The following is a 23,602-nucleotide window of genomic DNA, read 5'->3' on the forward strand; positions in this document are numbered from 1 at the left end:
TTCTCGGGGATCATCCAGACCGCGGCCGGGGGCGAGGTATCGCTCGGGTTGCTGTTTGGCCTCGTGTTCCTGATCTCGGGCCTTGCGTTCAAGGTCTCGGCGGTGCCGTTCCACATGTGGACGCCCGATGTCTACGAAGGCTCGCCCACACCCGTCACGGCGTTCTTTGCCACCGCGCCCAAGGTCGCGGCGATGGCGCTGTTCGCACGGGTCATGCATGATGCGTTCGGGCAAGCGGTCGGCGACTGGAGCCAGGTGATCGCGCTTTTGTCGGTGCTGTCCATGTTCCTTGGCGGTATTGCCGCCATCGGCCAGACTGACATCAAGCGTCTGATGGCGTTTTCGTCGATTGCCCATATGGGCTATGCGCTGATGGGGCTTGCGGCCGGTACGGCGTTCGGTGTGCAGGCGATGCTGATCTACATGGCGATCTATGTGACCATGAACGTCGGCACCTTTGCCTTTATCCTGTCGATGCAACGGGACGGCCAGCCGGTGTCGAACATCGCGTCGCTGAACATGTATTCCAAGCGTGAGCCGGGCAAGGCACTGGCGATGCTGATCCTGTTGTTCAGCCTGGCCGGGGTGCCGCCCCTGGTGGGATTTTTCGGCAAATTCTACGTGCTGCGCGCGGCCTATGACGCCGGACTGGCCTGGCTGGCGATTGCCGGGGTCGTCGCCTCGGTGATCGGGGCGTTTTATTACCTGCGGATCGTCTTTTACATGTATTTCGGCGAAGAGCGCGACGACGTGCTGGACAAGGCCAAATCGCCGGTACTCTGGGGCATGTTGATGGCCAGCGCCGCGATCATGGTGGTGGGGGTCGTCAATCTTTTCGGGATCGAAGGGGCTGCGGCTGCGGCTGCGGCGACTCTTGTCGACTGACCCGGTGTCCGGCCCCACAAGATGTGACGCGCCCTTGGCGCGTCTCGTCGATTATTGCGCACCGCTGCGCGGCGCGCGGTGCCTCCGGCGGGAGTTTACCCGGCAAGATGAAGGCGCAGCGGCGGGTGGCTGACTGGCCGGCGGGATACGACCGGCAGATGCTGGACGCGGTGGAGAGCACCATGGCGGAGGCGGCGCGGCAGGCGCCAACGCTGGCCGGGCCGACTTGGATTTGCGCGCGACGGCAGACGGCGGCGCGCGGACGTCGCGGGCGGCCCTGGGTCAGTTTGGCGGGAAATTTCGCGGCCACGCTTGTGTTGCCGACCCCGGATGCGCCGGACCGGCGGGCGCTGCGCAGTTTCGTGGCGGCGCTGGGGCTTTACGATGCGCTTGTCTCGGTGTCGGGTCGCGTCGCGGGACTGGCTTTGAAATGGCCGAATGACGTGCTTTTAACCGGTGGCAAGGTGGCGGGCATCCTGCTGGAGAGCCGTGGCGGGCACCTGGCGATCGGATTTGGCGTGAACCTTGCGGCCGCGCCGGGCAGTGCGGAGGTGGAGCCGGGTGCGGTTGCGCCGGTATCGGTGCAATCGGTGCTTGGTGTCGAGGTGGCGCCGGAGGTCTTCCTGGACCGGCTTGCGGCGGCCTATGCCCGGCATGAGGCGCAGTTCGTGACCTACGGGTTTTCGCCGATTCGCGCCGCCTGGCTGGACCGCGCAGCGCGGTTGGGCGAGGTGGTGACCGCGCGGTTCGGCACGACGGAGATCACCGGCACGTTCGAGACAGTGGACGCAGAGGGGCGGATCGTCTTAAACACGGCGTCATCCCGCCAATCCATCGCGGCGGCGGACATCTTCTTCTGAAGGGCTGGGCCATGCTTTTGTGTATCGACTGCGGCAACACCAACACCGTGTTTTCGATCTGGGACGGGGAGCGGTTCCTGTGCACGCTGCGCACCTCGACCCATCATGGACGCACGGCCGATGCCTATTTCACATGGTTTTCGACCTTGATCGGCCATTACGGGATCAAGCCCGATATCTCGGACGTGATCATCTCGTCCACCGTGCCGCGCGTGGTCTGGAACCTGCGCGTGTTTTCCGATCGGTTCTTCGGCGTGCGGCCTGTCGTGGTGGGCAAGCCGGAATGCCTGTTGCCACATGCGCCGCGAGTGGATCCGGGCACCGGCGTGGGGCCGGACCGTCTGGCCAATGCGGCCGGGGCGTTCGACCGGCATGGCGGTGACACCGTGGTGGTGGATTTCGGCACAGCCACCAATTTCGACGTGGTGGCAGAGGATGGCGCCTATGTCGGCGGCGTGATCGCGCCGGGCGTGAACCTGAGCCTGGAGGCGTTGCACCAGGGCGCAGCGGCTTTGCCGCATGTGGATATTTCGCAGCCCGAGCGCGTGATCGGCACCAACACGGTGGCCTGTATCCAGTCGGGTGTGTTCTGGGGCTATGTCGGGCTGATCCAAGGGATCACGGCGCGGATCAAGGCGGAATACGGACGCCCCATGCAGGTGATCGGAACTGGCGGGCTTGCCCCCTTGTTCGCGCAGGGTGAGCTGCTATTTGACACGGTGGAAGATGATCTGACAATGCATGGATTGACGGTCATACATGCCTATAACAAAGCGAACGGATAAATCATGAGCGGTGAACGGATCATCTATCTGCCCCTGGGCGGGGCGGGGGAAATCGGTATGAATGCCTATGTCTATGGCTATGGCAAACCCGGGAAGGAGCGATTGATCCTCGTCGACCTGGGTGTGACCTTCCCGGACATGGACAGCACGCCGGGTGTGGACCTGATCCTGCCGGATATAGCCTGGCTCAAGGAGCGGCGGGACCGGCTTGACGCGATCTTCATCACGCATGCGCATGAGGACCATGTCGGCGCGGTGGGCCATTTCTGGGAGGAGCTGGGCGCGCCGATCTACGCGCGGCCGTTCACGGCGCATATCGCGCGGCTCAAGATGGATGAGCATGGCCATTCCCCGGAGACGGTGCGGACCGTGTCGCCCTGGCCAGAGACTGTCGCGGCGGGACCGTTCACGGTCGGGTTCGTGCCGATTTCGCATTCGATCCCCGAAAGCTCGGGCCTTGTGATCGACACGCCGCAGGGGCGTTTGGTGCATTCCGGGGATTTCAAGATCGACGAGACACCGGTGGTGGGCGAAGCGTTCGATCGCGGCATGTGGGAAGAGATCGGCAAATCGGGCGTCAAGGCGCTGGTCTGCGATTCCACCAACATGTTCTCGGAGCACGAAGGGCGGTCCGAATCCAGCGTGGGTCCGGAGATCGAAGCGCTGGTCAGGGATGCGACCGGCATGGTTGTCGCAACGACCTTTGCGTCCAACGTGGCGCGGGTAAAGACACTGGCCGAGGCGGCGGTGCGCGCCGGGCGGTCGGTCTGTCTTATGGGGCGCGCGATGCGGCGCATGATCGAGGCATCGATCAAGACCGGGGTGCTGGATGGGTTTCCCAGCGTTGTCAGCCCCGAGGAGGCCACGCAGATCCCGCGCGAGAACCTGATGCTGATCGTCACGGGCAGCCAAGGGGAACGGCGCGCGGCGTCTGCGCAACTGGCGCGTGGCAAGTTCCAGGGGCTGACCATGGCCGAAGGCGATCTTTTCCTGTTCTCGTCCAAGACCATTCCGGGCAACGAGCGCGGTGTGATCCAGATCATGAATGCCTTTTCCGAGCAGGGGGTGGACGTGGTGGATGACAGTTCGGGGAAGTATCACGTGTCGGGGCATGCGAACCGGCCCGACCTGGAGACGATGCATACGTTGGTCAACCCGCAGCTTGTGGTGCCGATGCATGGCGAGCACCGGCATTTGCGCGCGCATGTCAAGCTGGCCGGGGCGGCGGGCCGCAAGGGTGTGCTCGCGGTCAATGGCATGATGATGGACCTGTCGGGCAAAGAGCCGGTGGTGGCTGAATATGTCGATACGGGCCGGACCTACCTGGATGGATCGGTGAAGATCGGTGCGTTGGACGGGATCGTGCGGGACCGGATTCGCATGGCGCTGAACGGGCATGTGATCATCACCGTGATCCTTGACGAAGATGACGAGATGCTGGGTGAGCCCTGGTGCGAGGTGATGGGCCTGCCGGAGACGGGCCGCAACACTGCGCCGCTGGTGGATGCGCTGGAAGAGGACCTGTCGCAATTCATCGGGCGCGCCGGGGACAAGACGCTCGCGGATGACGGCAAGCTCGAGGAAGGGTTGCGCCGGATTGCGCGCCAGACCGCGCAGGCCGAGATCGGCAAGAAGCCCGAGGTGACCGTGGTCGTCAGCCGTGTGGCGTGACACGCGCGGTTGTCTTTGATCTGGACGGCACGCTGATCGACAGCCTGCCGGACATTGCGGCCGCCGCCAATGCGCTTCTGGAGGAGGAAGGGGTCGCCCCCCTTCCTCAATCGCGGATCGGGAGTTTTGTCGGCATGGGCGAAAAGGTCTTTCTTGACCGTTTGATCACGGCGACAGGTCTTGAAAGGGCACGCTATGATGCCCTGATGGCGCGGTTCATGGTGCTATACAAGGCCAATACCGGGCGCACGCGGGTCTTTCCCGGTGTGCTGGACATGATGTCGACCCTGCGGGAATGCGGACTTGCCCTGGGCCTGTGCACCAACAAGCCGAGTGGCCCGTTGCAGGCCGTGCTGGACGCGCTTGATCTGGGCCGCTGGTTCGATACGATTATCGCGGGCGATACCTTGCCGATGCGCAAACCCGATCCGGCGCCTTTGCATTTGGGGTTCGAGCGGATGGGCGCGACCGAGGGCGTCTATGTCGGGGACAGTGACGTGGATGCCGAAACAGCGCAAAGAGCGGCGATTCCGTTCCTGCTTTTCACCGGGGGGATTCGGACAATGCCGGTATCGGATATCCCGCATGACGCCCTGTTCGGCGATTTCAGCCACCTGCCGGAGCTTTGCACGCGGCATATCCGCCGGTTCTGAGACCGGTGTCTGATCCGGTAGGCTGTTGCCGTTTCGCCGGGCGGATTACCCCGCGCGGCGCTGGTCAAAGCTCATGGCGATGAACGAGGGCAGGTGGTCGCCCATACCGACGACATTGTTGTCCCGCCCGCCGCGATCATTGCGGCGATTGCGCGTTTTGGGGCTGGTCGACTTGTCCGCCGGCTTTTCCACCGGCTTGTCGGGGGATTTTTCCTCCTGGCTGCCGGTTGTCTGCGCGTCAGCCTGGGCTTCGGGGGCATCTGGCTTCGCACTTTGGGTCTGCGGTTCTGCCGTGGTCTTGTCCGAGGCTTTGGAGCGGCCACGCCCCCCGCGTGATCGGCGCGCTTTGCCGGAGCTGTCGTCCTTGGCGCTGGCCGCTTTGGTGTTGTCGTCTTCGGCGGCCTCGGCGGATGGTTCGCCCAGCGGGTTGTCGACACGCGGGATGGCCTTTTCCAGCAGACGTTCGATGGCGTCCAAATTCTTTTCATCCTTCGGCGCGCAAATCATCAACGCCTTGCCATCGCGCCCGGCACGGCCGGTGCGGCCAATCCGGTGGACGTAGTCTTCGGCATGGCTCGGCACATCGAAGTTGAACACGTGGCTCACGGCTGGAACGTCGAGCCCGCGCGCGGCCACGTCCGACGCGATCAGGAACTTGAGGCTGCCGTCGCGGAACCCGTCAAGGGTCCTGGTGCGCTGTGACTGGTCAAGATCGCCATGGATCGGAGCCGCGTCGTAGCCATGTTTCTTCAGCGATTTGGCGACGATATCCACGTCCGACTTGCGATTGCAGAAGACGATGGCATTGGTGCACCGTTCGCCTTCGCCGTCGATCAATGCGCGCAGCAGGTTGCGTTTCTCGGTGCCCTCGCGGTCGCGGCGGGATGCCTTGAACTTGACAACGCCTTGTTCGATGGTTTCTGAGGCGCTGGCTTGCCGGGCCACTTCTATCCGGGCCGGGCCCGACAGGAACGTGTTGGTGATGCGCTCGATCTCGGAGGCCATGGTGGCGGAAAAGAACAGCGTCTGGCGGGTGAACGGGGTGAGCGAGAAGATGCGTTCGATGTCGGGAATGAACCCCATGTCGAGCATGCGGTCAGCCTCGTCGACGACCATGACCTGCACGCCGGTCAGCAACAGCTTGCCGCGTTCGAAATGGTCGAGCAGGCGGCCCGGCGTGGCGATCAGCACATCCACGCCCTTGTCGATCAACGCGTCCTGTTCCTTGAAGCTGACGCCGCCAATAAGCAGCGCTTTCGTGAGCTTCACGTGTTTTGCATATGTGTCGAAGTTTTCCGCCACCTGGGCTGCGAGTTCGCGTGTCGGGCAGAGCACGAGGCTGCGGGGCATCCGCGCGCGTGCCCGGCCACGGGCCAGAAGGGTGATCATCGGCAATGTGAAGCTGGCGGTCTTGCCAGTGCCGGTCTGGGCGATACCCAGAACGTCGCGCCCTTCGAGAGCGGGTGGAATGGCGCCTGCCTGAATGGGGGTCGGCGTGTCGTAGCCGGCCTCTTCGACAGCTTTGAGAACTTTCGGGTTGAGGTTCAGCTCAGAGAATTTTGTCATGTGTATCCGTTGTTCACGGACCGACTGTGCCCGTGCGTCTGTTGTGATCCGGCCCGTCCGGCCCCGTGTCTGTCCACGGTTTCGATCACGGGCGTGTTTACTCTGGCTTTCAAGGCGGGTCAATGCACCTGCATGTGCCCGCAGTGATGAGCGCGCAAAACGCGGCTTGGGGTAGCGTTCTCGCAACAATAACGGGTTGGGGAGATGGATCGTTCCCGGGCTGTCAAGGTGAGCCCGGGTCGCCGAACACGCGTTTGACGGCGCTGTCGGGATCGAAACCGGGGTCGAGCAACAGGTTGTGCCGTTTCAGCCGGTTGCGCAGGGCAGGCGTGTCGAGGCACATTTCCTCGAAGAACTGGCGTAAACCGGGTTCGCCCTCTTCGTCGCGCAGGTATTGCAGCAGATGCCCGATGCTCTTTTCCGGGTCGTTGTTCTTGGGTCGATAAGAGCCTTTCGAGTGGCGAAAATCGAGCTTGGATTGGAAATTGTCCCAATCCGGCGCGTGCAGGTGGCCGATATGGGCGCCGTCCAGCACAGCCATGTTGCTCACGTCCTCGCCATTGAAACGCAGGCGGTGAATGGCGAGCCGGATATCGCCGAGCCCGGTTCGGACGAAGACCTTGCCGGCGAGATGGCTGAGAAAGCCGCCGCGCAGGTAGCTGCCGAACGTGGGATAGACATCGTGAATGGCGGTGGGCGGCACGCCGTCGGAAATGGTGCGCAGCTTGAAATGCGTCGGGCTGACCCCCGGTTTGGCAGACGCCAGCGCCTCGGCCGGGTGGAGACGCGCACCGGCGATGTCGGCTGGCACGGCTTTCAGCAAATCCGAGAGGGCGTGCGCGCTCAGCACGAATTCATCGGTATCGATATGGCCGAGCCAATCCAGATCGGCGGCGGCGCGTTTCAAGGCGCGCGTGGCGTTGAAGATCTGGCGCACCTGGTGCGCGTCGGGTCGGCTCTTGCCCGTCTCTTGCCAATAGGCGGCGTCGCAAAGCGTCAGGTCCACTTGCGGATGCGGCTTGAGCCGCCGTGTCGTCTCGGGGTCCGGGGCATCGAGATAGAGATAGATGCGCGTCGCGCCGATATCGAGGTGATGTGCGACGAAGCGGACCACCTCGTGCACGGGGGCGTTGGTGGTGCAGACCACCCCCCAGCGCGGTGTGCCGCCGCGCGGTTTCGGAATCGTCACGGTCACGCCGCGCGCCGGGGGCGCGCTGTCCTTTGCCTGCTCCATGCGGCGCAGCTTGCGGCTGCGCAGACGGCGCAGCCGGCGGAACACGGTGCGGGGATCGTCGATCAGCCGCTCCAGCATGTCATGCGCCAATGGGCGGATCACCGGATCGCGGTCCGCCTCTTGCCACAGCCGTCCGATCAGGTTCATGTCCAGCCCGCCATCGATGAGCGAAAACGCGTCCATCTCGAGCGGCAGGGGGCTGTTGGACCGGCCATCGAGGGTGAAGGGCCGCTCTGCCGCGCGTCCGGAATACAAGCGTTCGCTTTCGTAGAGCTTCATCATGTTGAACAGGGTCGACAGACCCAGGCCCGCGCTGCGCTGTGCCGGTGTCTTGCCGTGATCGCCGAAGGTGGTGAGGCTGGAGACTTTCCAGCGCAGGTCCATCGTGTCGATCAGGGTCCGGGCGTGTTCGGTCCACAGCCGCACGAACAGGTCGGCGGTGTGGGCTGGCTGGCTGCGTTTGCGCAGATGCGCGATGAGCAGGGCATTGAGGTGCAAAAGTGCGCTCTGGCCTTCCAGTTCGCGCGCGAGGTCCCAGGTTTTCCGCGAATTGTCCGACCGCGTGCGGGGGCTGTCGCCGGGCAGGGTCACGGTGGTCCGGGCCAGCGCATCCAGATCACAATCGAGCGGAGGAAGCGCTTCGCCCTCGGCAAATCCAAGCGGCGCGCGGCGGGTGTTCATATGCTCCAGAATGCCGGGCAGCCCATCGGGATAGGCGGGGTTCGGCGTGTCGCGTCTGCTCATGGCGGCAGAGTGCCGAAGCGGGTCGGTTGGATCAACGGAAAAGACGTGTCGATCCGCCTTTTTGAAGCGGTTTGCCCGCCGCGCGGCACGCGTTGTCGGACTGGCGTGCGGCGCGGCGGTCTTGCGTCACACCATCATTTCCTTGGTCGCCGACAGGGTCACATCCGGGTAATCCCGCCCGATGCGGTCAATGTCCCATTGCAGGCGGGTCAGGTAGACCATGTCGCCGTCGTTGTCCTCGGCCATGTGCTGCTTGTTGGCGTTGACCAGCTTGTCCACCGCGGCCTTGTCACCATGCACCCAGCGGGCGGAGGTGAATTGCGACGCTTCGAACCGGACGGGCAGGCCGTATTCCAGCTCGATCCGGCTGCCCAGCACTTCGAATTGCAGGGCGCCGACGACACCGACGATGAAGCCGGACCCGATCATCGGCTTGAACACCTTGGCGGCGCCTTCCTCGGCGAATTGGTTGAGCGCTTTTTCCAGGTGTTTTGCTTTCATCGGATCGCCGGCGCGGACCGATTGCAGCAATTCCGGCGCAAAGGACGGAATCCCTGTCACCTTCAACGCTTCGCCCTCGGTGAGCGTGTCGCCAATGCGCAGCTGGCCGTGGTTCGGAATGCCGATGATGTCGCCGGCCCAGGCCTCTTCGGCGAGTTCGCGGTCGGCGGCGAGGAACAGAACCGGGTTTGATACGGTCATCGGTTTCTTGCTGCGCACATGGGTCAGTTTCATGCCGCGCTTGAAGTGCCCCGACGCCATGCGCAGGAACGCAACGCGGTCCCGGTGCTTGGGATCCATGTTGGCCTGAACCTTGAAGACAAAGCCGGAAACCTTTGTTTCTTCGGGAAGAATTTGCCGTGGTGTTGCCTTTTGCGGTTGTGGTTCGGGCCCGTATGTGCCGATCCCGTCCATCAATTCCTTGACCCCGAAAGAGTTGATCGCCGATCCGAACCAGATCGGGGTCATATGGCCTTCGAGCACCGCTTGCGGGTTCAGGGCCGGCAACAGTTCGCGCGCCATTTCGACCTCTTCGCGCAATTGGTCGAGCAATTGCGCAGGCACGTGTTCGGCCAGTTTCGGATCGTCCAGCCCGTTGATTTCAATACTTTCCGCGACCTTGTTGCGGTCGGCGCGGTCCATCAGTTCCAGCCGGTCGCGCAACAGATCATAGCAGCCAAGAAAATCACGCCCCACGCCGATGGGCCAGCTTGCAGGGGTCACGTCGATGGCGAGGTTTTCCTGGATCTCGTCGATGATATCGAATGTATCGCGGCTTTCCCGGTCCATCTTGTTGCAGAAGGTCAGGATCGGCAGGTCGCGCAGGCGGCAGACCTCGAACAGCTTTTGCGTCTGGCTTTCCACCCCTTTCGCCCCGTCGATCACCATCACGGCGGCATCCACCGCGGTGAGCGTGCGGTACGTGTCCTCCGAGAAGTCGGAGTGACCGGGGGTGTCCACCAGGTTGAACCGGAAGTCGCGAAAATCGAAGGACATGGCCGAGGCCGAGACCGAAATGCCCCGGTCCTGTTCCATCTTCATGTAATCCGAGCGCGTGCGCCGCGCTTCGCCCTTGGCGCGCACCTGTCCCGCCATCTGGATCGCGCCACCGTAGAGTAGGAATTTCTCGGTCAGTGTCGTCTTGCCGGCATCGGGGTGCGAGATGATGGCAAAGGTGCGCCGCCGGGCGATTTCGGCGGGCAGGTCGGGGCGATTTGAAACGGTGTCCAGCATGGCGCGCGTATAGGCGGCGGGTGCCGCATTGTCCATAAGCGGTGCCGCTGTCGCGGCCCCGGATCAGCCGATCTTGCGCAGGGTTTCCACCACCTGCGGTCTTGGGGCGGGCGCGTCGGCCTGCCTCGCTGGGGTGGGCACGACCGCGGGCACGAAGCCATCGCTGCGGGCGTTGATGTCGATCAGGACATATTCGGTGGCGTGCTGGAAGGGATGTTCGCAGACGAAATACAGATGCCCGTCGCAGACTGCGGCATAGGCATCCGCGCGGCGACCGGTTGTCGTCATGAACACCAGATGCGCGAGATTGGTCAATCCGCGCAGCGGAAGGTTGGCTGCCAGGTCTATGGTAAAGCCACTCAGGTTATCGTCCTGCGCGCCGGCTTCGGTCCATGTGGCGTCGGGTTTCGCAAGGTAGATGTCGCCCAGGACAAGGTCCTGAAACTGGCGGATCGGTTCGCCGCGGCACACGCCGAATTCGGCGCGAATCCCGTCGGCTGAGCAGACGTGGTACTGTGTTTCGCGGGTACTCGGTACAACCATCATTTCCAAACACTCATTCTAGTGGCTATCTCGGACGCTCCCAGCCCGAGTGCCTTTAAGGTCGCGTGGAATTGTGGCACTGCTGTGGGCGTGCCGTGGTATTAAACGGACAATCATAACCACAGTGGAGAGATCGAATGGATCTGGGGATCAGCGGAAAACGGGCGCTTGTCTGCGCGTCGAGCAAGGGATTGGGACGGGGTTGCGCGGAGGCATTGGCCGAAGCCGGGGTGAATCTCGTCATGAATGCGCGCGGTTCAGAGGCGCTGGAGGCCGCGGCCGAGGAAATCCGGACACAATACGGGGTCGAGGTGACCACGGTTGCCGCCGATATCGTGAGTGAAGAGGGCCGCGCCAGGGTGCTCGAGGCGGCCGGAGATGTAGACATTCTTGTGACAAACGCCGGTGGCCCGCCTCCTGGAATGTGGTCGGATTGGGACCGGACGGATTTCATCAACGCGCTTGATTCCAACATGTTGACCCCGATCGCGCTAATGACCGCGCTGATGCCGGGGATGATGGATCGCGGCTGGGGCCGGGTGGTCAACATCACCTCTCAGTCGGTCAAGGCTCCGATCCCGGCGCTTGGCCTGTCGAACGCGGCGCGCACCGGTCTGACGGGCTATGTCGCGGGCACGGCGCGTCAGGTGGCGCCGAGCGGCGTGGTGGTGAACAACATGCTGCCCGGCATCCACGCGACCGACCGGGCCGACCAGCTTGATGGCGGCGTCGCCAAGGCGCAGGGCATCTCGGTCGAGGATGCACGCAAGAACCGGCAGGCGACAATCCCGACACGCCGGTATGGCACTCGGTCGGAATTCGGCGCAATGTGCGCGTTCCTGTGTTCCGAAAAAGCCGGCTTCATCGTGGGGCAGAACATTCTCGTGGATGGCGGCGCCACAAACGCCACGATCTGACCCGTGGCGCGCGGACCGGACGGCAAGGGGCAGGCGCAGGGGGTCTTGCTGAAGGACGAGCTGTTCAATGCCGGCAGCATTGCGGACCTGGCCGCCGAGTTTTCGGTTCTGCCGGGGTTCGACGCGCAGAGGTTCAAGGCAGAGGCCCTCGCGGGGTTGCGATCGCGGGGGCTGATGCAGCGGATGGAGTGGCTGGCGACCTGCCTGGAGGCGCAGTTGCCGCAGCGCTTTCCGGCCATGGCAGAGGCGCTTGAGGCGGCAATGCCGCCGATCCTCGATCCGACCCTGACTGATGATGATTTCGGGCGCTTCATCCATGCGGTGCCCGGAATACTGGCGGTTCGACACGGGCTGGAAGATCACCGCGACCGGGCGCTTGATCTGCTGGAGGCAGCGACGCAGCGGTTCTCGATGGAGTTCTACATCCGGCCGTTCCTCAACCGGTGGCCCGAAGCCACGCTTGCGCGGCTGGAGCACTGGGTGGAGCATGACAATTACCATGTCCGCAGATTGGTGAGCGAGGGCACGCGGCCGCGGCTGCCATGGGCAAAGAACATCTCGCTGGACCCCTGTGTGCCCCTGCGGTTTCTCGATGCGCTGCATGCCGATCCGACCCGGTTCGTGACGCGCTCGGTGGCGAACCACCTGAACGACCTGACCCGCGCCGCGCCAGACAGGGTCGTGGCGCGTTTGCGTGGCTGGTCCGCCGAAGGGCGACAGGCCCCGCGCGAGCTTGACTGGATCACGCGCCACGCATTGCGCACGGCGGTCAAGCGCGGTGAGCCCGGCGCGCTGACCCTGCTGGGCTATGCGCAGGATCGCGAGATCTCGGTGCGTCTGTCGCTGTCCCCCGATCCGGTTGCGGTCGGAGAGGCTGTGCAGGTGTCGGTGACGCTGGAGGCGGCGGACGATCTTCCGGTGCTGGTCGATTACCGACTCCGGTTCCACCGCCCGAACGGGCGCGGCGGCGAAAAGGTGTTCGAGCTGAAAACGGCTCGGCTGCGCGCCGGCGTTCCGGTGACGCTGAGCAAGCGGCACAAGCTGAAGGGGCGCGCCTCGACCTTCACATTGCATCCGGGACCGCATCGGGTGGTCGTTCAGGTGAACGGACAGGACCGGGCCGAGGACGTGTTCGAGCTGCTGGCGGCCCCGTTGGGGCGGGACCCATCGGGGTGACATCCGACGCGGCGATACTTCAGACGCCGCGCCCGCGGTCCCTGTTGAATTTGCATATTTGGAAAGAGAAGAAGATCAGGAGGTTGCGTTGGACCAGCGCGATTCGAGCTTGTCCAGCGCCGCGATCCGCTCAGTCGTCTTGGGATGCGACATGAGCCAGGCCGGCATCACGCCGGCCCGCGATTGGGTGAGCGCATCCAGCTTGGTAAAGAGTGACTTCTGCGCGTCGATGCCGATCCCCGCCTTGTGCAGCAGCGCCGCCGCATAGGCGTCCGCCTCGTATTCATCGCCCCGAGACAGGCCCGCGGCCAGCAAGGTGGCAAGGCCATTGGCGATCCAGACGCCGATACCGGGCAGAAACCGCGACAAGATCATCGCCAAGGCGGTGCGCAGGGCGTTCTGGCCGGAAAAATCGATCATCCGGCGGCGGGTATGGCCAAGGGCGACATGCCCCAATTCATGCGCGATCACGCTGGCCAGTTCTTCGCCCGTGACGTCGCCGTTCTGGTATTTGCGGTAAAACCCGCGGGTGATGAAAATGCGGCCATCGGGGGCGGCAAGCCCGTTCACCGGGTCGATTTCGTATATGTGCACCCGGATACGCTCCAGGTCGAGCGCCTTGGCCAGACGGTCGGTCAAGGCCTTGAGGCGGGGATCGGCCAATTCCGTGGATTTGCCGTCGAGTTCGCGTTTCGTCCGCCAGACCGAGAAATGGTACATTGCCAGCGCATAGAGAACGGCAAGAATGATCGGGGTGAGCTTCAACATACCACCAGATATGGGGCGGGGCGGGGCCGGGGGCAAGACACATGCGCGTCAAGTGCCCCCGATTTCGCCTCGGCGGGCCAAACCTGGGGTCTGGCCCCGCCATTCACGCGACCCGCTGCGACCGGTCGAGCCCGCTTGTCCGGAGAGCGCAAAAAACCGCCCCCGGTTTCGCGCGACGCAGCCTAGCTGTCCAGTTTCGCGGTCAGCGTGATCTCTGCCCCGGCCAATACCTTGGAAACCGGGCAGTTTTCCTTTGCCGTTTTCGCGGCCTGCTGGAAATCGCTTTCGCTGATGCCGGGAATTTTCGCGGTCAGGTCCAGATCGATCCGGGTGATCTCGAAGCCGCTGGCCTGTTCGCCAAGGTGAACGGTCGCCTGCGTGTCGATGTCCTCGGCCTTTGCATCGTAATCGCCCAGAACCATCGACAAGGCCATGGAAAAGCACCCGGCATGCGCGGCGCCGATCAGTTCTTCGGGGTTGGTGCCGGCCTCTCCCTCGAAGCGGGTGTTGAAGCCGTAGCGATGATCGTGCAGTGCTCCGCTTTCGGTCGAAAGCTTGCCGCCGCCGTCCTTGAGGCCGCCACTCCAATGGGCGCTTGCGGTTTTCTTGATCATGGTTGAATCTCCTGCTGCGTGCATTTGGCTGCCAACTCGTGGCAGGGATCGAAGGTTCCGGGCCGTCACCGGGCCAGGATCCGGATTCCGCTTGAAATGCCGTCAAGCGTCATGGGCACCATTGCCTCCGCGAAGATCTGGCGGATCATCTGGATGGATTGCGTGTAGGGCCAGTGCCGTTCGGGTGTCGGGTTGATCCACAGATGGCTGGGCCATTGCGCGCGCGCCCGCTCTAACCAGACCTGCCCCGCCTCGGCGTTCCAATGCTCATTGGCGCCACCGGCAAAGGCAACCTCGTAGGGCGACATGCTGGCATCGCCGACGAAGATGCATTTGTAGTCCGGACCGAAGGTGTTGAGCACCTCCATGGTCGGTGTCACATCATCCCGTCGGCGGCGATTGTCGCGCCAGACGCCTTCGTACAGACAGTTGTGAAAGTAGAAATGGTCCAGATGCTTGAATTCGGCCCGCGCGGCGGAAAACAGCTCTTCGACCACCTTGACATGCGGGTCCATCGATCCGCCGACGTCCAGGAACAGAATGACCTTGACGGCGTTGCGCCGCTGGGGGCGCGTCCGAACATCAAGATACCCATGTTCCGCCGTGGCGCGGATCGTGCCATCGAGATCAAGCTCGTCCTCGGCCCCGTCCCGTGCCCAGCGGCGCAGGCGTTTGAGAGCGACCTTGATGTTGCGGGTGCCCAGTTCGACACTGTCGTCGAGGTTGCGGAACTCGCGCTTGTCCCAGACCTTGACCGCGCGTTGGTGGCGGCTCTTGTCCTGCCCGATGCGCACGCCTTCGGGGTTGTAGCCATGGGCGCCGAACGGCGATGTGCCGGCGGTGCCGATCCATTTGTTGCCGCCCTGGTGGCGATCTTTCTGTTCCTTTAGGCGGTCCTTGAGCGTCTCCATCAGCTTGTCAAACCCGCCAAGCGCCTCGATTTCGGCCTTTTCTGCCTCGTTCAGGTGCTTTTCAGCCATCTTGCGCAACCAGTCTTCCGGCAGGTCGAGCGCGTCGAGCACACCCTCGGCGTCGAGATGCTCCAGCCCCTTGAAGCTGGCCGCGAAGGCGCGGTCGAAGCGGTCGATATGGCGTTCGTCCTTCACCATCGCCGCCCGCGCGAGGTAATAGAAGGCTTCGGGGTCATAGGTGGCCAAGCCGGCGCGCATCGCGTCCAGAAAGCTCAGGTATTCGCGCAAGGACACCGGCACGCCGGTGGTGCGCAACGTCTCGAAGAAGGGACCAAACATGCCCCGGACCTAGCAATTGCACAGCGGTCTGACCAGCCATGGACCGGCGCGGCCCTGTCACTTTCTTCCGGGGCTTGCCGCCGTGCCGGCGCGATCAGAATACCAGTTTTTCGATAAGGATTGTCAGGATCAGCCCGCCCAGCCCGAAGGCAATGGCGTAGACCGTCCCGTATTGCAGCATGTCCGCCTTGCTGCCCTTGCGTTTGCGCGCGGTCAGGGTGCCCACAAGGGCGCCTATGATGATGAAGGTGATAACGATCATAAGTTGCCCCTGGCCCTGTTCAACGGGTTAAGTGCACCGATCTCGCGCAGCTTGGCGCGCACCGACCAGTCCGAGCCGAAGCCGTATCGTGCCCATCCCAGACTGTCCAGACGCACATCCGTGCCGGCCGAGGCACGACCGCCCAGATCAAGGGCTTCGGCCCGCAGCATCAGCAGCGTTGCAAGAAGGGCCGCGTTTTCATGCCGTGCCGCGAGATCGATGGACATCCCGGTCAGGGCGATCGCCTCGTCCGGGCGGTTTTCGGTCAGGGCAAAGGCGGCCAGCTGCGACGCGACAAAGGCGCGATGCAGCTCGGCCTGGGGTGTGCGGGAAAAATACTTGTCTGCCAGCAGGAATTGGCTGCGCGCCTTCGCGGGATCACTGCCCTGATAGATCCGGCCCATCGCGTAATGCGTGAAACCGCGGCGGTGATCCTGCCACCCCATGGCGGATGCGATGCTGAGCGCGTCGGTGGCCGCCGCCCGCCGCGCGCCGGGCGAGGCGCCCGGGCCGAACGCGGTCTGGATCGCCTCGATCCAGGGGCGCGGCGTCCGCGCCGGGCGGCGCGGGGGCAGGGACTCGCCTTGCGGATTCAGACGCGCGAAGATCTCAGGGATGTGGTCCATGACCTCGGAGCGCGACAATCCGTTGCGCAAGGCCGGGTCGTAATAGGCGCGCAGGATCAGCATGTCATGCCCGGTGAGGATCGCGTGGACATTGTCGTCATTGAACACCGAATTCGGCAGGCGGTAGAGATCGTTGAGCGGCCCCAAGGCCTGTGCCAGCTCCTCGTGCAGGCAGTCGCGCGCCTCTTGCGGGCTGGCGTCGTTGGGCAGGAAAATCGCGAGCCGCGTGCGGCTGTCGATCTTGCTCCAATTGACACGATTCGACCGGCGCGCCCGTCGGTAATCCGACAGGGTCGAGACATTCGGCACCACGAAACAGGCGGCCTGGGGCAGAAACCGCCGGATTTGCGCGCGTGTCACCGCGTTGATGGTGATGCTTGCCGTGGCCGAGGTGGTGATGCCGATGTCGATCCCGGCCTCGCGGCGCAAACGGTGCAGCAGCTGGTCCAGATCGCTGGGCACGGAGGCGGGCACGTCGCCGAGCAGGCGCACGGTGATCGGACCTTCGAACCGGGTGAAGCTGTCCAGCGCGCGCCCTGATTCCAGCGCCATGGACAGTTCCATGAAATCGCGCACCAGATCCGCGTTGGACGCTTGCACAGGCTGCGGGCGCGGCACGGAAAACACCTTCATCGGCGGCAGGCTGCTGTCCTCGAAGGCGGCGCGGCTCGCGGTTTCGGACTGGGTGACCGGCAGGCAGGCCCCCAAGAGCAGGAATAGCGGCACGAGCAATCGGCGCATCGGTCAGCCCCTTTGGTCCGGGGGCAGGGTGGTGATCCGACCGGATACCCGCCGCGCAGCATGATTGAACGCTCGCGGATCGGGGCCCGGCTGCCGCGCGAAGGGGCGGTGATCAACCGCATCTGCAACCGGGGTTTCATGCAACGCCCGGTCGTCGCGCCAAAGCGGGGACCACGCATGATGGCCATCCGCACGCGGGGCGCGCGCGTCAAAGGATGTGTCGGACATGTCTGAAGCCTGCCTGCTCATTGCGAATACGTCATGATTCGCGGTTTTTTTGTCCCGTTTGGGAACAGCTTAGGGCGAAACGGTGTTTTTTGGCCAGAGGCCGCGAATCACTCCTGGGCAGAATGTCCGCGGCTGGCTCCGATCGGCGATGAAACGCGGTGAAAACAGGCGCTTGGGATGTGCAAAGACGCAACAGACCCAGGGTCGGGCCTGTCTTCGAAGACCCCGTAGCCCCCCTGGCGCAAATGATCAGCTGTGATCGTCATGGGCTACCCGACCGGGGGAAATCCGGATAAAGCGCTGGAATGACTGCACCGCCTCCGAACGCCCCGATCGAGATTTTCCTCTCCGGTCCTCCGGGTCTGGAACCGCTGCTGCGCGACGAGGTTGCGGCGCGGGGCTTTGCCAACCCGCGCGTCGTGCCGGGTGGGGTGATCTGCGATGGCGGCTGGCCCGAGGTCTGGCGCGCCAATCTTGTGCTGCGCGGGGCCGGTCGGGTTTTGGCCCGGGTCGCGCGGTTCCGTGCGATGCACCTGGCGCAGCTCGACAAGCGGGCCCGCAAGGTCGACTGGGCCAGCCTGCTGCGGGCCGACATTCCCTACCGGGTCGAGGCGACCTGCCGCAAATCGCGCATCTACCACGCGGGCGCCGCCACCGAACGCGTGTGCAATGCCATTGCAGATGCGCTGGGGCAGCCGCCCGTGGACAAGGCCGCGCTGGTGGTCCGCGTCAGGATCGAAGACGATCTCTGCGATATCAGCCTCGATACGTCCGGCGATGCTTTGCACAAGCGCGGCCACAAACAATCCATCGGAAAAGCCCCGATGCGAGAGACGCTGGCCGCGCTGTTCCTGCGCGCCTGCCGCTATGACGGCACTGAACCGGTGGTCGACCCGATGTGCGGTTCGGGCAGTTTCGTGATCGAGGCCGCCGAAATCGCGAGGGGCCTCGCACCGGGCCGGGACCGGTCTTTCGCGTTCGAAAATCTGGCGTGTTTCGATGCGGGTGCGTGGGGGCAGCTTCGCAGCGACACCCTGGCCCCGAACCGGACCGCTTTGACCTTCCACGGCTTCGATCGCGACGCCGGTGCGATCTCGAACGCGGTGCAAAACGCGGAGCGTGCCGGCGTTGCGGAGAGCACGCGCTTCACGCATCAGGCCATCGCCGATCTTGCGCCGCCCGATGGTCCGCCGGGGCTTGTCATCGTGAACCCGCCCTACGGCGCGCGGATCGGCAATCGCAAGTTGCTCTTTGCGCTTTACGGCAGCTTTGGCGCGGTGATGACGGCGCGGTTCAAGGGCTGGCGCGTCGGCATCGTCACCTCCGACAAGGGGCTGGCCCGCGCCACCGGGCTGCACTTCCGCAATGTCAGCGCGCCGATCCCGCATGGCGGCCTGAAAATCCAGCTGTTCCAGACCGGCCCCCTGAAGTAGGCGCGTCCCGGGCTTCTCTGGTTTGCAAATATCCCGGGGGGGGTTGGGGGGGCTGGCCCCCCAATCGTTTCGGTCACTGGAAACGTGCAGATGCGGTGGCGCATCTGCCCTCCGCCCTTATCGCCCGTCGCGCCGGGCCATGAAGGCCAGCCGTTCGAAAAGATGCACATCCTGTTCGTTCTTCAAAAGCGCCCCGTGCAGTTTCGGCGGGGCAGCGGCCCCGTCACGCTTGAGGTCTTCTGCCGTCATGTCCTCTGCCAGCAGGAGCTTGAGCCAATCGAGCACTTCTGATGTGGACGGTTTTTTCTTCAGACCCGGCTGTTCGCGGACTTCGTAGAATCGCGTCAACGCCGTGGTCAGCAGCGCCTCTTTCAGCCCGGGATGGTGCACGTCGACGATCCGGCGCAGCGTCTCGGGGTCGGGAAAGCGAATGTAATGGAAAAAGCAGCGCCGCAGGAACGCGTCTGGCAGCTCCTTTTCGTTGTTCGACGTGATGATGACAATGGGGCGATGCCGGGCCGTCACGGTCTCGCCGGTCTCGTAGACATGGAACTCCATCCTGTCGAGCTCTTGCAGCAGGTCGTTTGGAAACTCGATATCCGCCTTGTCGACCTCGTCGATCAGCAGAACAACTTTCTCATCCGCCTCGAAGGCCTGCCACAGCTTGCCCTTGCGGATGTAGTTGCGCACGTCGTTCACGCGCGCATCGCCCAGTTGGCTGTCGCGCAATCGGCTGACCGCGTCGTATTCATAGAGTCCCTGCTGCGCCTTGGTGGTCGATTTGATGTTCCACTCGATCATCCGCAGACCCAGCCCCCGGGCCACCTGGCGTGCCAGCTCGGTCTTGCCCGTGCCCGGTTCCCCCTTGACCAGAAGCGGTCGTTCCAGCGTAACGGCAGCGTTGACCGCGATGGTCAGATCATCCGTCGCGACATAGCTTTCGGTGCCTTCGAATTTCATAGCCATCGTGCCTTTTTGCGTCTGTGTCCCGGGCCTGGACCGTCGCCGGTTCGTGCCGCTATTCGGTAGTGACAAGCCTTGGGCCTTCCGTTAAGCCCTGCGCACAGAGGTGCCAGATGTCTGAAAGAATTTCCATGTCCGATGTTGGCCTAGACAAGGGAACCGAGATGAAAGCAGAAACCTTCCTGCCCGATGATTATCGACCTGCCGAGGACGAGCCCTTCATGAACGCGCGGCAAGTCGAATGGTTTCGCCGCGAACTGCTCGAACAGCGCGATGAGCTTCTCAGTGACAGCAAATCCACCATCGCGGGGCTGCAGGACGGGACCCGCAACATCCCGGACGTGGCCGACCGGGCCTCCGAGGAAACGGATCGCGCGCTGGAGTTGCGGATTCGCGATCGCCAGCGCAAGCTGGTGGCCAAGATCGACGCTGCACTGCGCCGAATCGACGAGGGAGAGTTCGGATATTGCCAGGCCACTGGGGAACCGATTTCACTCAAGCGGCTGGTGGCGCGTCCAACCACGACGCTCAGCCTTGAGGCGCAGGAGCGGCACGAGCGGCGCGAGAAAGTGCATCGCGACGACTGATACGCGCGGCAGGGGAATGGATGCGCGCGCCGGGGCCTGTGCTTTGGCGCGTTTTCTTTTGGGAGGCCCCCTTGGATCTGAGCAGTTTTGATATCGCCGTGGTCGGCGGCGGTATTGGCGGGCTGGCCGCGGCGCTTGCATTGCGCCAGCGCGGCGCGGCCGTGACCGTTCTCGAACAGGCCGAAGCCATCACCGAAGTCGGTGCGGGCCTTCAGGTGTCCCCCAACGGGCTGCGTGTGATCGAGGCGCTTGGCCTGGGCCAAAAGCTGGCAGACTGTTCGGTCGCCGGGCGCGCGGTGTCGCTGCGCAACGGTGCCACGGGACAGGAGGTGGCGCGGCTGGACCTGTCCGGGCTGGCCGCCGATCAACGCTACCTGTTTGTGCATCGCGCCGATCTGATCGGGCTTCTGTCCACGGCCGCGCGCGACCAAGGGGTGCAGATCCGTCTGCTGCAAAAGGTTCAGTCGGTGTCGACCGCCCCGCGGCCGCAGATCACGCTTGCCACCGGTGATCGCCGGATCGCCGATCTCGTGATCGGGGCGGACGGGCTGCATTCGGTGCTGCGCCCGGTCCTGAGCAAGACCGAAAAACCGTTCTTTACCAGGCAGGTCGCGTGGCGGGCGATCGTGCCCAACACGATGGATCACCCGGCCCAGGCGCGGGTTCACATGGGGCCGGGCCGGCACATGGTGACCTATCCGCTCCGAGGCGGCGATTTCCTCAATCTTGTCGCCGTTGAAGAGCGCGACACCTGGACGGCCGAGGGCTGGTCGCAAAGGGATGACCCCGAAAACCTGCGACAGGCCTTTTCCGGTTTCGGTCCAGAGGTGCAGCAGATGCTGTCTGGTGTCGAGACCGCAGGGCTCTGGGGGCTGTTCCGGCATCCCGTCGCCCGGACCTGGCACCGGGACGGCGCCGCGCTCTTGGGGGATGCGGCACATCCGACGTTGCCGTTCCTGGCGCAGGGTGCCAACATGGCGCTGGAGGACGCGTGGGCTCTGGCGGACGCCCTGTCCGGATCTGCGGATCTGTCCACAGGGCTTGCCAGCTACCAGTCCCGCCGCCGCGACCGTGTCGTGCGGGTGATCGATGCGGCCAGCCGCAATGCGCGGAATTACCACCTGTCACCGGGGCCGTTCCGATTTGCCGCGCATACTGCGCTTGGCCTTGTCAGCCGGGTGGCTCCCGGCCAGATGCTGCGCCGCTTCGACTGGCTTTATGGCCACGACGTGACCCAACCCGCTGGCTGACCCTGCCACCAATGCAGGGGGCGACAGGACAGCATGGCATGATAGACATGACGCGAAGCCCGCACCAGGAGGAGAGTCGCCATGGATCGCTTCGACATATGCCCCGAGACGGCGCTTGACTGGCACCGCGCCGGCAAGGGCGCGGTTCTGGCCACCGTGATCCAGACATGGGGCAGCGCACCGCGCCGCATCGGGTCGCAGCTTGCGATTTCCGGCGCGGGCGAGATCGAAGGCTCGGTCTCGGGCGGCTGCGTCGAAGGCGCGGTGGTTGTCGAGGCGCTGGAGGCGCTGGAGGACGGTACCGCGCGCGAGCTGGAATTCGGGGTCAGCGATCAGGACGCCTTTGCCGTTGGCCTGGCCTGTGGCGGGACCATTCGTGTGCTGGTCGAACCGGTGGGCCGGGTAATGCCGGAGGAGTGTCTCGAACAACTGGTGAACCTGCGCGCCAACCGCGTTCCCGCTGCCTATGTCGTTGATCTGGACAGTGGCAGGCGTCGGGTGGAGCGCGACGGTCACGACCAGGCGTTCCGCATGGATCGGTCCGGCTTTGTCGCGGACAGCCGGACTTTCGTGGCCATACACAACCCGCCCCTGCGCCTGATCGTGGTGGGGGCCGTGCATATCGCCCAGGCCTTGGTGCCGATGGCGCGTATCGCGGGATATGATCCGACGCTGATCGACCCGCGAGACGCGTTCGGCTCGGAGGGCCGCTTTCCCGGCGAGACCATCCTGAATGACTGGCCGGACGAGGCCGTGGCGCAGCTCGGGCTCGACAGGCGCACCGCGCTGGTCCTGTTGACCCATGATCCCAAGCTTGACGATCCGGCGCTCGAGCAGGCTTTGCGCGCGGATTGCTTTTACATCGGCGCGCTGGGATCGACCCGAACGCACGCGAAACGGGTGGACCGGCTGACGCAGGCGGGGTTCACCGATGCGCAGATTGCACGCATCCATGGGCCGGTGGGCCTTGATATCGGTGCCGCGGGTCCGGCCGAGATCGCCGTGTCGATCCTGGCCGAGATGACCCGCGTGCTGCGGCGCGGCGCATGAAGTTCGGCACGGTCCCCCTGGCGCAGGCCGAAGGCGGCATCCTTGCGCATTCGGTTCAACTGGCCGACGGCCGGTTGCGCAAAGGTGTCACCCTGGACGCCGGCGCCCTCAAGAGGTTGTCATCCGCAGGCATCACCGAGGTGACGGTCGCGCAGCTCGCCGCGGGGGATGTGCACGAGGACCGCGCCGCCGAGCGCCTGGCGCAGGCGCTGGTGCCGGATCCGGAGGCGGTGCATCTGCGTGTGGCGCGCGCCAGCACCGGGCGCGTCAACATCCACGCAAAGGCGAACGGCGTGGTTGCGATCGACGCCGACAGGATCAACGCGGTGAATGCGGTGCATCCGATGATCACGGTCGCCACCGTGCCGGAATGGCAGCGCGTGGCGGCGCGCGGCATGGTGGCGACGGTCAAGATCATCTCTTATGCCGCGCCGGGCGACGCGCTGGAGGCGGCCTGCGCCGCCGGGCAGACCGCGCTTGGGCTGCGCCCGGTTTCGCGCCGCCGGGCGACCTTGATCCAGACCAGCGTGAACCAGCAGCCGGTTGGTCCCAAGGGCCAGCGCGCGATGGCCGCGCGTTTCGACCGGATGGGGGTGACCATGGGAGAGGGCGCGGTGGTGCCGCACAGCGTGCAGGCCCTGTGTGATGCGCTGCGCGATGCCTGCGCGCAAACAGACCTGATCTGTGTGCTGACCGGATCGGCGACCTCTGATCTTCATGATGTAGCACCCGAGGCGCTGCGCGCCGCAGGCGGCACGGTGGTGCACTACGGAATGCCCGTGGACCCCGGCAACCTTCTGTTTTGGGGGCATCTCGGATCCGTGCCGGTGATCGGGCTGCCCGGGTGCGCGCGGTCTCCGGCGCTGAATGGCGCGGATTGGGTGCTTGAACGCATGCTGTGCGATGTACCGGTGGTCCCGGCGGATATCATGGGCATGGGCGTGGGCGGGTTGCTCAAGGAGCCACCAAGCCGCCCGAAGCCGCGCGAGAGCTGACAGGGGCCGGAACCGACCGGACGCCCCGAAAAAAAGAAAGCGACCCGAGGGCCGCTTTCGCGTCGTG

At 64.5% G+C, this 23,602-nt stretch carries 23 protein-coding genes; 12 read left to right on the top strand and 11 right to left on the bottom strand.

The window, feature by feature from the left end:
* The 5 genes from LCF59_RS11425 to gph form a co-directional block, all read left to right on the top strand.
* Window positions 1-885 (top strand): NADH-quinone oxidoreductase subunit N (locus LCF59_RS11425; RefSeq protein ID WP_292287613.1); only part of this gene is annotated, 885 nt, incomplete at its 5' end.
* A 125-nt stretch (window positions 886-1,010) separates the two neighbouring features.
* Window positions 1,011-1,745 (top strand): biotin--[acetyl-CoA-carboxylase] ligase, encoded by a 735-nt coding sequence (locus LCF59_RS11430; protein ID WP_292287615.1) that lies wholly within the window; start codon window positions 1,011-1,013, stop codon window positions 1,743-1,745.
* Between the two features lie 11 nt (window positions 1,746-1,756).
* A complete protein-coding gene (locus LCF59_RS11435) occupies window positions 1,757-2,530 on the top strand; it encodes a type III pantothenate kinase (protein WP_292287617.1) in 774 nt (257 codons plus the stop codon).
* A gap of 3 nt (window positions 2,531-2,533) precedes the next feature.
* Window positions 2,534-4,201: a ribonuclease J gene (locus tag LCF59_RS11440; RefSeq protein ID WP_292287619.1), complete on the top strand. Its 1,668-nt coding sequence runs from the start codon at window positions 2,534-2,536 to the stop codon at window positions 4,199-4,201.
* Window positions 4,198-4,854, top strand: coding sequence for a phosphoglycolate phosphatase (gene gph, locus LCF59_RS11445; protein ID WP_292287621.1), 657 nt, complete (start codon window positions 4,198-4,200; stop codon window positions 4,852-4,854). The genes LCF59_RS11440 and gph overlap by 4 nt, the downstream gene beginning before the upstream one ends.
* A 45-nt stretch (window positions 4,855-4,899) precedes the next feature.
* Here the strand turns inward: gph and LCF59_RS11450 are convergent, their stop codons facing one another.
* The 4 genes from LCF59_RS11450 to LCF59_RS11465 form a co-directional block, all read right to left on the bottom strand.
* The gene (locus LCF59_RS11450) at window positions 4,900-6,420 is read right to left on the bottom strand and encodes a DEAD/DEAH box helicase (RefSeq protein WP_292287623.1); all 1,521 of its coding nucleotides are present in this window, start codon (window positions 6,418-6,420) and stop codon (window positions 4,900-4,902) included.
* Between the two features lie 223 nt (window positions 6,421-6,643).
* Window positions 6,644-8,398, bottom strand: coding sequence for a glycosyltransferase family 2 protein (locus LCF59_RS11455; protein WP_292287625.1), 1,755 nt, complete (start codon window positions 8,396-8,398; stop codon window positions 6,644-6,646).
* Window positions 8,399-8,524: 126 nt separating this feature from the next.
* A complete protein-coding gene (locus LCF59_RS11460; RefSeq protein WP_292287712.1) occupies window positions 8,525-10,132 on the bottom strand; it encodes a peptide chain release factor 3 in 1,608 nt (535 codons plus the stop codon).
* A 63-nt stretch (window positions 10,133-10,195) separates the two neighbouring features.
* On the bottom strand, window positions 10,196-10,678 hold the full coding sequence (locus LCF59_RS11465) for a hypothetical protein (RefSeq protein ID WP_292287627.1): 483 nt from the start codon (window positions 10,676-10,678) through the stop codon (window positions 10,196-10,198).
* A gap of 134 nt (window positions 10,679-10,812) precedes the next feature.
* Here LCF59_RS11465 and LCF59_RS11470 point away from each other — a divergent pair, with 134 nt between their 5' ends.
* Window positions 10,813-11,592 (top strand): SDR family oxidoreductase, encoded by a 780-nt coding sequence (locus LCF59_RS11470; protein WP_292287628.1) that lies wholly within the window; start codon window positions 10,813-10,815, stop codon window positions 11,590-11,592.
* Window positions 11,593-11,595: 3 nt separating this feature from the next.
* Entirely contained in the window at window positions 11,596-12,768 is a 1,173-nt protein-coding gene (locus LCF59_RS11475) for a hypothetical protein (RefSeq protein WP_292287630.1), read from the top strand.
* Between the two features lie 75 nt (window positions 12,769-12,843).
* On the opposite strand, the gene LCF59_RS11480 is transcribed toward LCF59_RS11475, so the two are convergent.
* The 6 genes from LCF59_RS11480 to LCF59_RS11505 all read right to left on the bottom strand — a co-directional run bounded on the left by LCF59_RS11480 (window position 12,844) and on the right by LCF59_RS11505 (window position 17,257).
* Entirely contained in the window at window positions 12,844-13,536 is a 693-nt protein-coding gene (locus tag LCF59_RS11480; RefSeq protein ID WP_292287632.1) for a M48 family metalloprotease, read from the bottom strand.
* Between the two features lie 182 nt (window positions 13,537-13,718).
* Window positions 13,719-14,150 (bottom strand): OsmC family protein, encoded by a 432-nt coding sequence (locus LCF59_RS11485; protein ID WP_292287634.1) that lies wholly within the window; start codon window positions 14,148-14,150, stop codon window positions 13,719-13,721.
* 65 nt (window positions 14,151-14,215) lie between these two features.
* Window positions 14,216-15,400, bottom strand: a complete 1,185-nt coding sequence (locus LCF59_RS11490) for a VWA domain-containing protein (protein WP_292287636.1) — start codon at window positions 15,398-15,400, stop codon at window positions 14,216-14,218.
* A 94-nt stretch (window positions 15,401-15,494) separates the two neighbouring features.
* The gene (locus tag LCF59_RS11495; RefSeq protein ID WP_292287638.1) at window positions 15,495-15,662 is read right to left on the bottom strand and encodes an apolipoprotein acyltransferase; all 168 of its coding nucleotides are present in this window, start codon (window positions 15,660-15,662) and stop codon (window positions 15,495-15,497) included.
* Window positions 15,659-17,029, bottom strand: coding sequence for a DUF2927 domain-containing protein (locus tag LCF59_RS11500; protein ID WP_292287640.1), 1,371 nt, complete (start codon window positions 17,027-17,029; stop codon window positions 15,659-15,661). Before LCF59_RS11500 ends, LCF59_RS11495 begins: the two co-directional genes overlap by 4 nt.
* Before the next feature lie 3 nt (window positions 17,030-17,032).
* Window positions 17,033-17,257 carry a hypothetical protein gene (locus tag LCF59_RS11505; protein ID WP_292287641.1) on the bottom strand — a complete coding sequence of 75 codons (225 nt, stop codon included), beginning with the start codon at window positions 17,255-17,257 and terminating at the stop codon, window positions 17,033-17,035.
* Window positions 17,258-17,562: 305 nt separating this feature from the next.
* Here LCF59_RS11505 and LCF59_RS11510 point away from each other — a divergent pair, with 305 nt between their 5' ends.
* Complete coding sequence (locus LCF59_RS11510) at window positions 17,563-18,690, top strand: class I SAM-dependent RNA methyltransferase (protein ID WP_292287643.1); 1,128 nt, start codon at window positions 17,563-17,565, stop codon at window positions 18,688-18,690.
* 117 nt (window positions 18,691-18,807) lie between these two features.
* Here the strand turns inward: LCF59_RS11510 and LCF59_RS11515 are convergent, their stop codons facing one another.
* Window positions 18,808-19,650, bottom strand: coding sequence for a MoxR family ATPase (locus LCF59_RS11515; RefSeq protein ID WP_292287714.1), 843 nt, complete (start codon window positions 19,648-19,650; stop codon window positions 18,808-18,810).
* A gap of 167 nt (window positions 19,651-19,817) precedes the next feature.
* Here LCF59_RS11515 and dksA point away from each other — a divergent pair, with 167 nt between their 5' ends.
* From dksA to LCF59_RS11535, 4 genes are all read left to right on the top strand, one after another.
* Entirely contained in the window at window positions 19,818-20,240 is a 423-nt protein-coding gene (gene dksA / locus LCF59_RS11520) for an RNA polymerase-binding protein DksA (RefSeq protein ID WP_292287716.1), read from the top strand.
* A 71-nt stretch (window positions 20,241-20,311) separates the two neighbouring features.
* Window positions 20,312-21,490 carry an FAD-dependent monooxygenase gene (locus LCF59_RS11525; RefSeq protein WP_292287645.1) on the top strand — a complete coding sequence of 393 codons (1,179 nt, stop codon included), beginning with the start codon at window positions 20,312-20,314 and terminating at the stop codon, window positions 21,488-21,490.
* A gap of 81 nt (window positions 21,491-21,571) precedes the next feature.
* Window positions 21,572-22,540: an XdhC family protein gene (locus LCF59_RS11530; RefSeq protein WP_292287646.1), complete on the top strand. Its 969-nt coding sequence runs from the start codon at window positions 21,572-21,574 to the stop codon at window positions 22,538-22,540.
* Window positions 22,537-23,535 (top strand): molybdopterin-binding protein, encoded by a 999-nt coding sequence (locus tag LCF59_RS11535; protein ID WP_292287648.1) that lies wholly within the window; start codon window positions 22,537-22,539, stop codon window positions 23,533-23,535. Before LCF59_RS11530 ends, LCF59_RS11535 begins: the two co-directional genes overlap by 4 nt.
* Window positions 23,536-23,602 lie beyond the last annotated feature (67 nt).

The sequence above is a fragment of the Marivita sp. genome (assembly GCF_020055675.1).
Classification (GTDB): Bacteria; Pseudomonadota; Alphaproteobacteria; order Rhodobacterales; family Rhodobacteraceae; genus Marivita.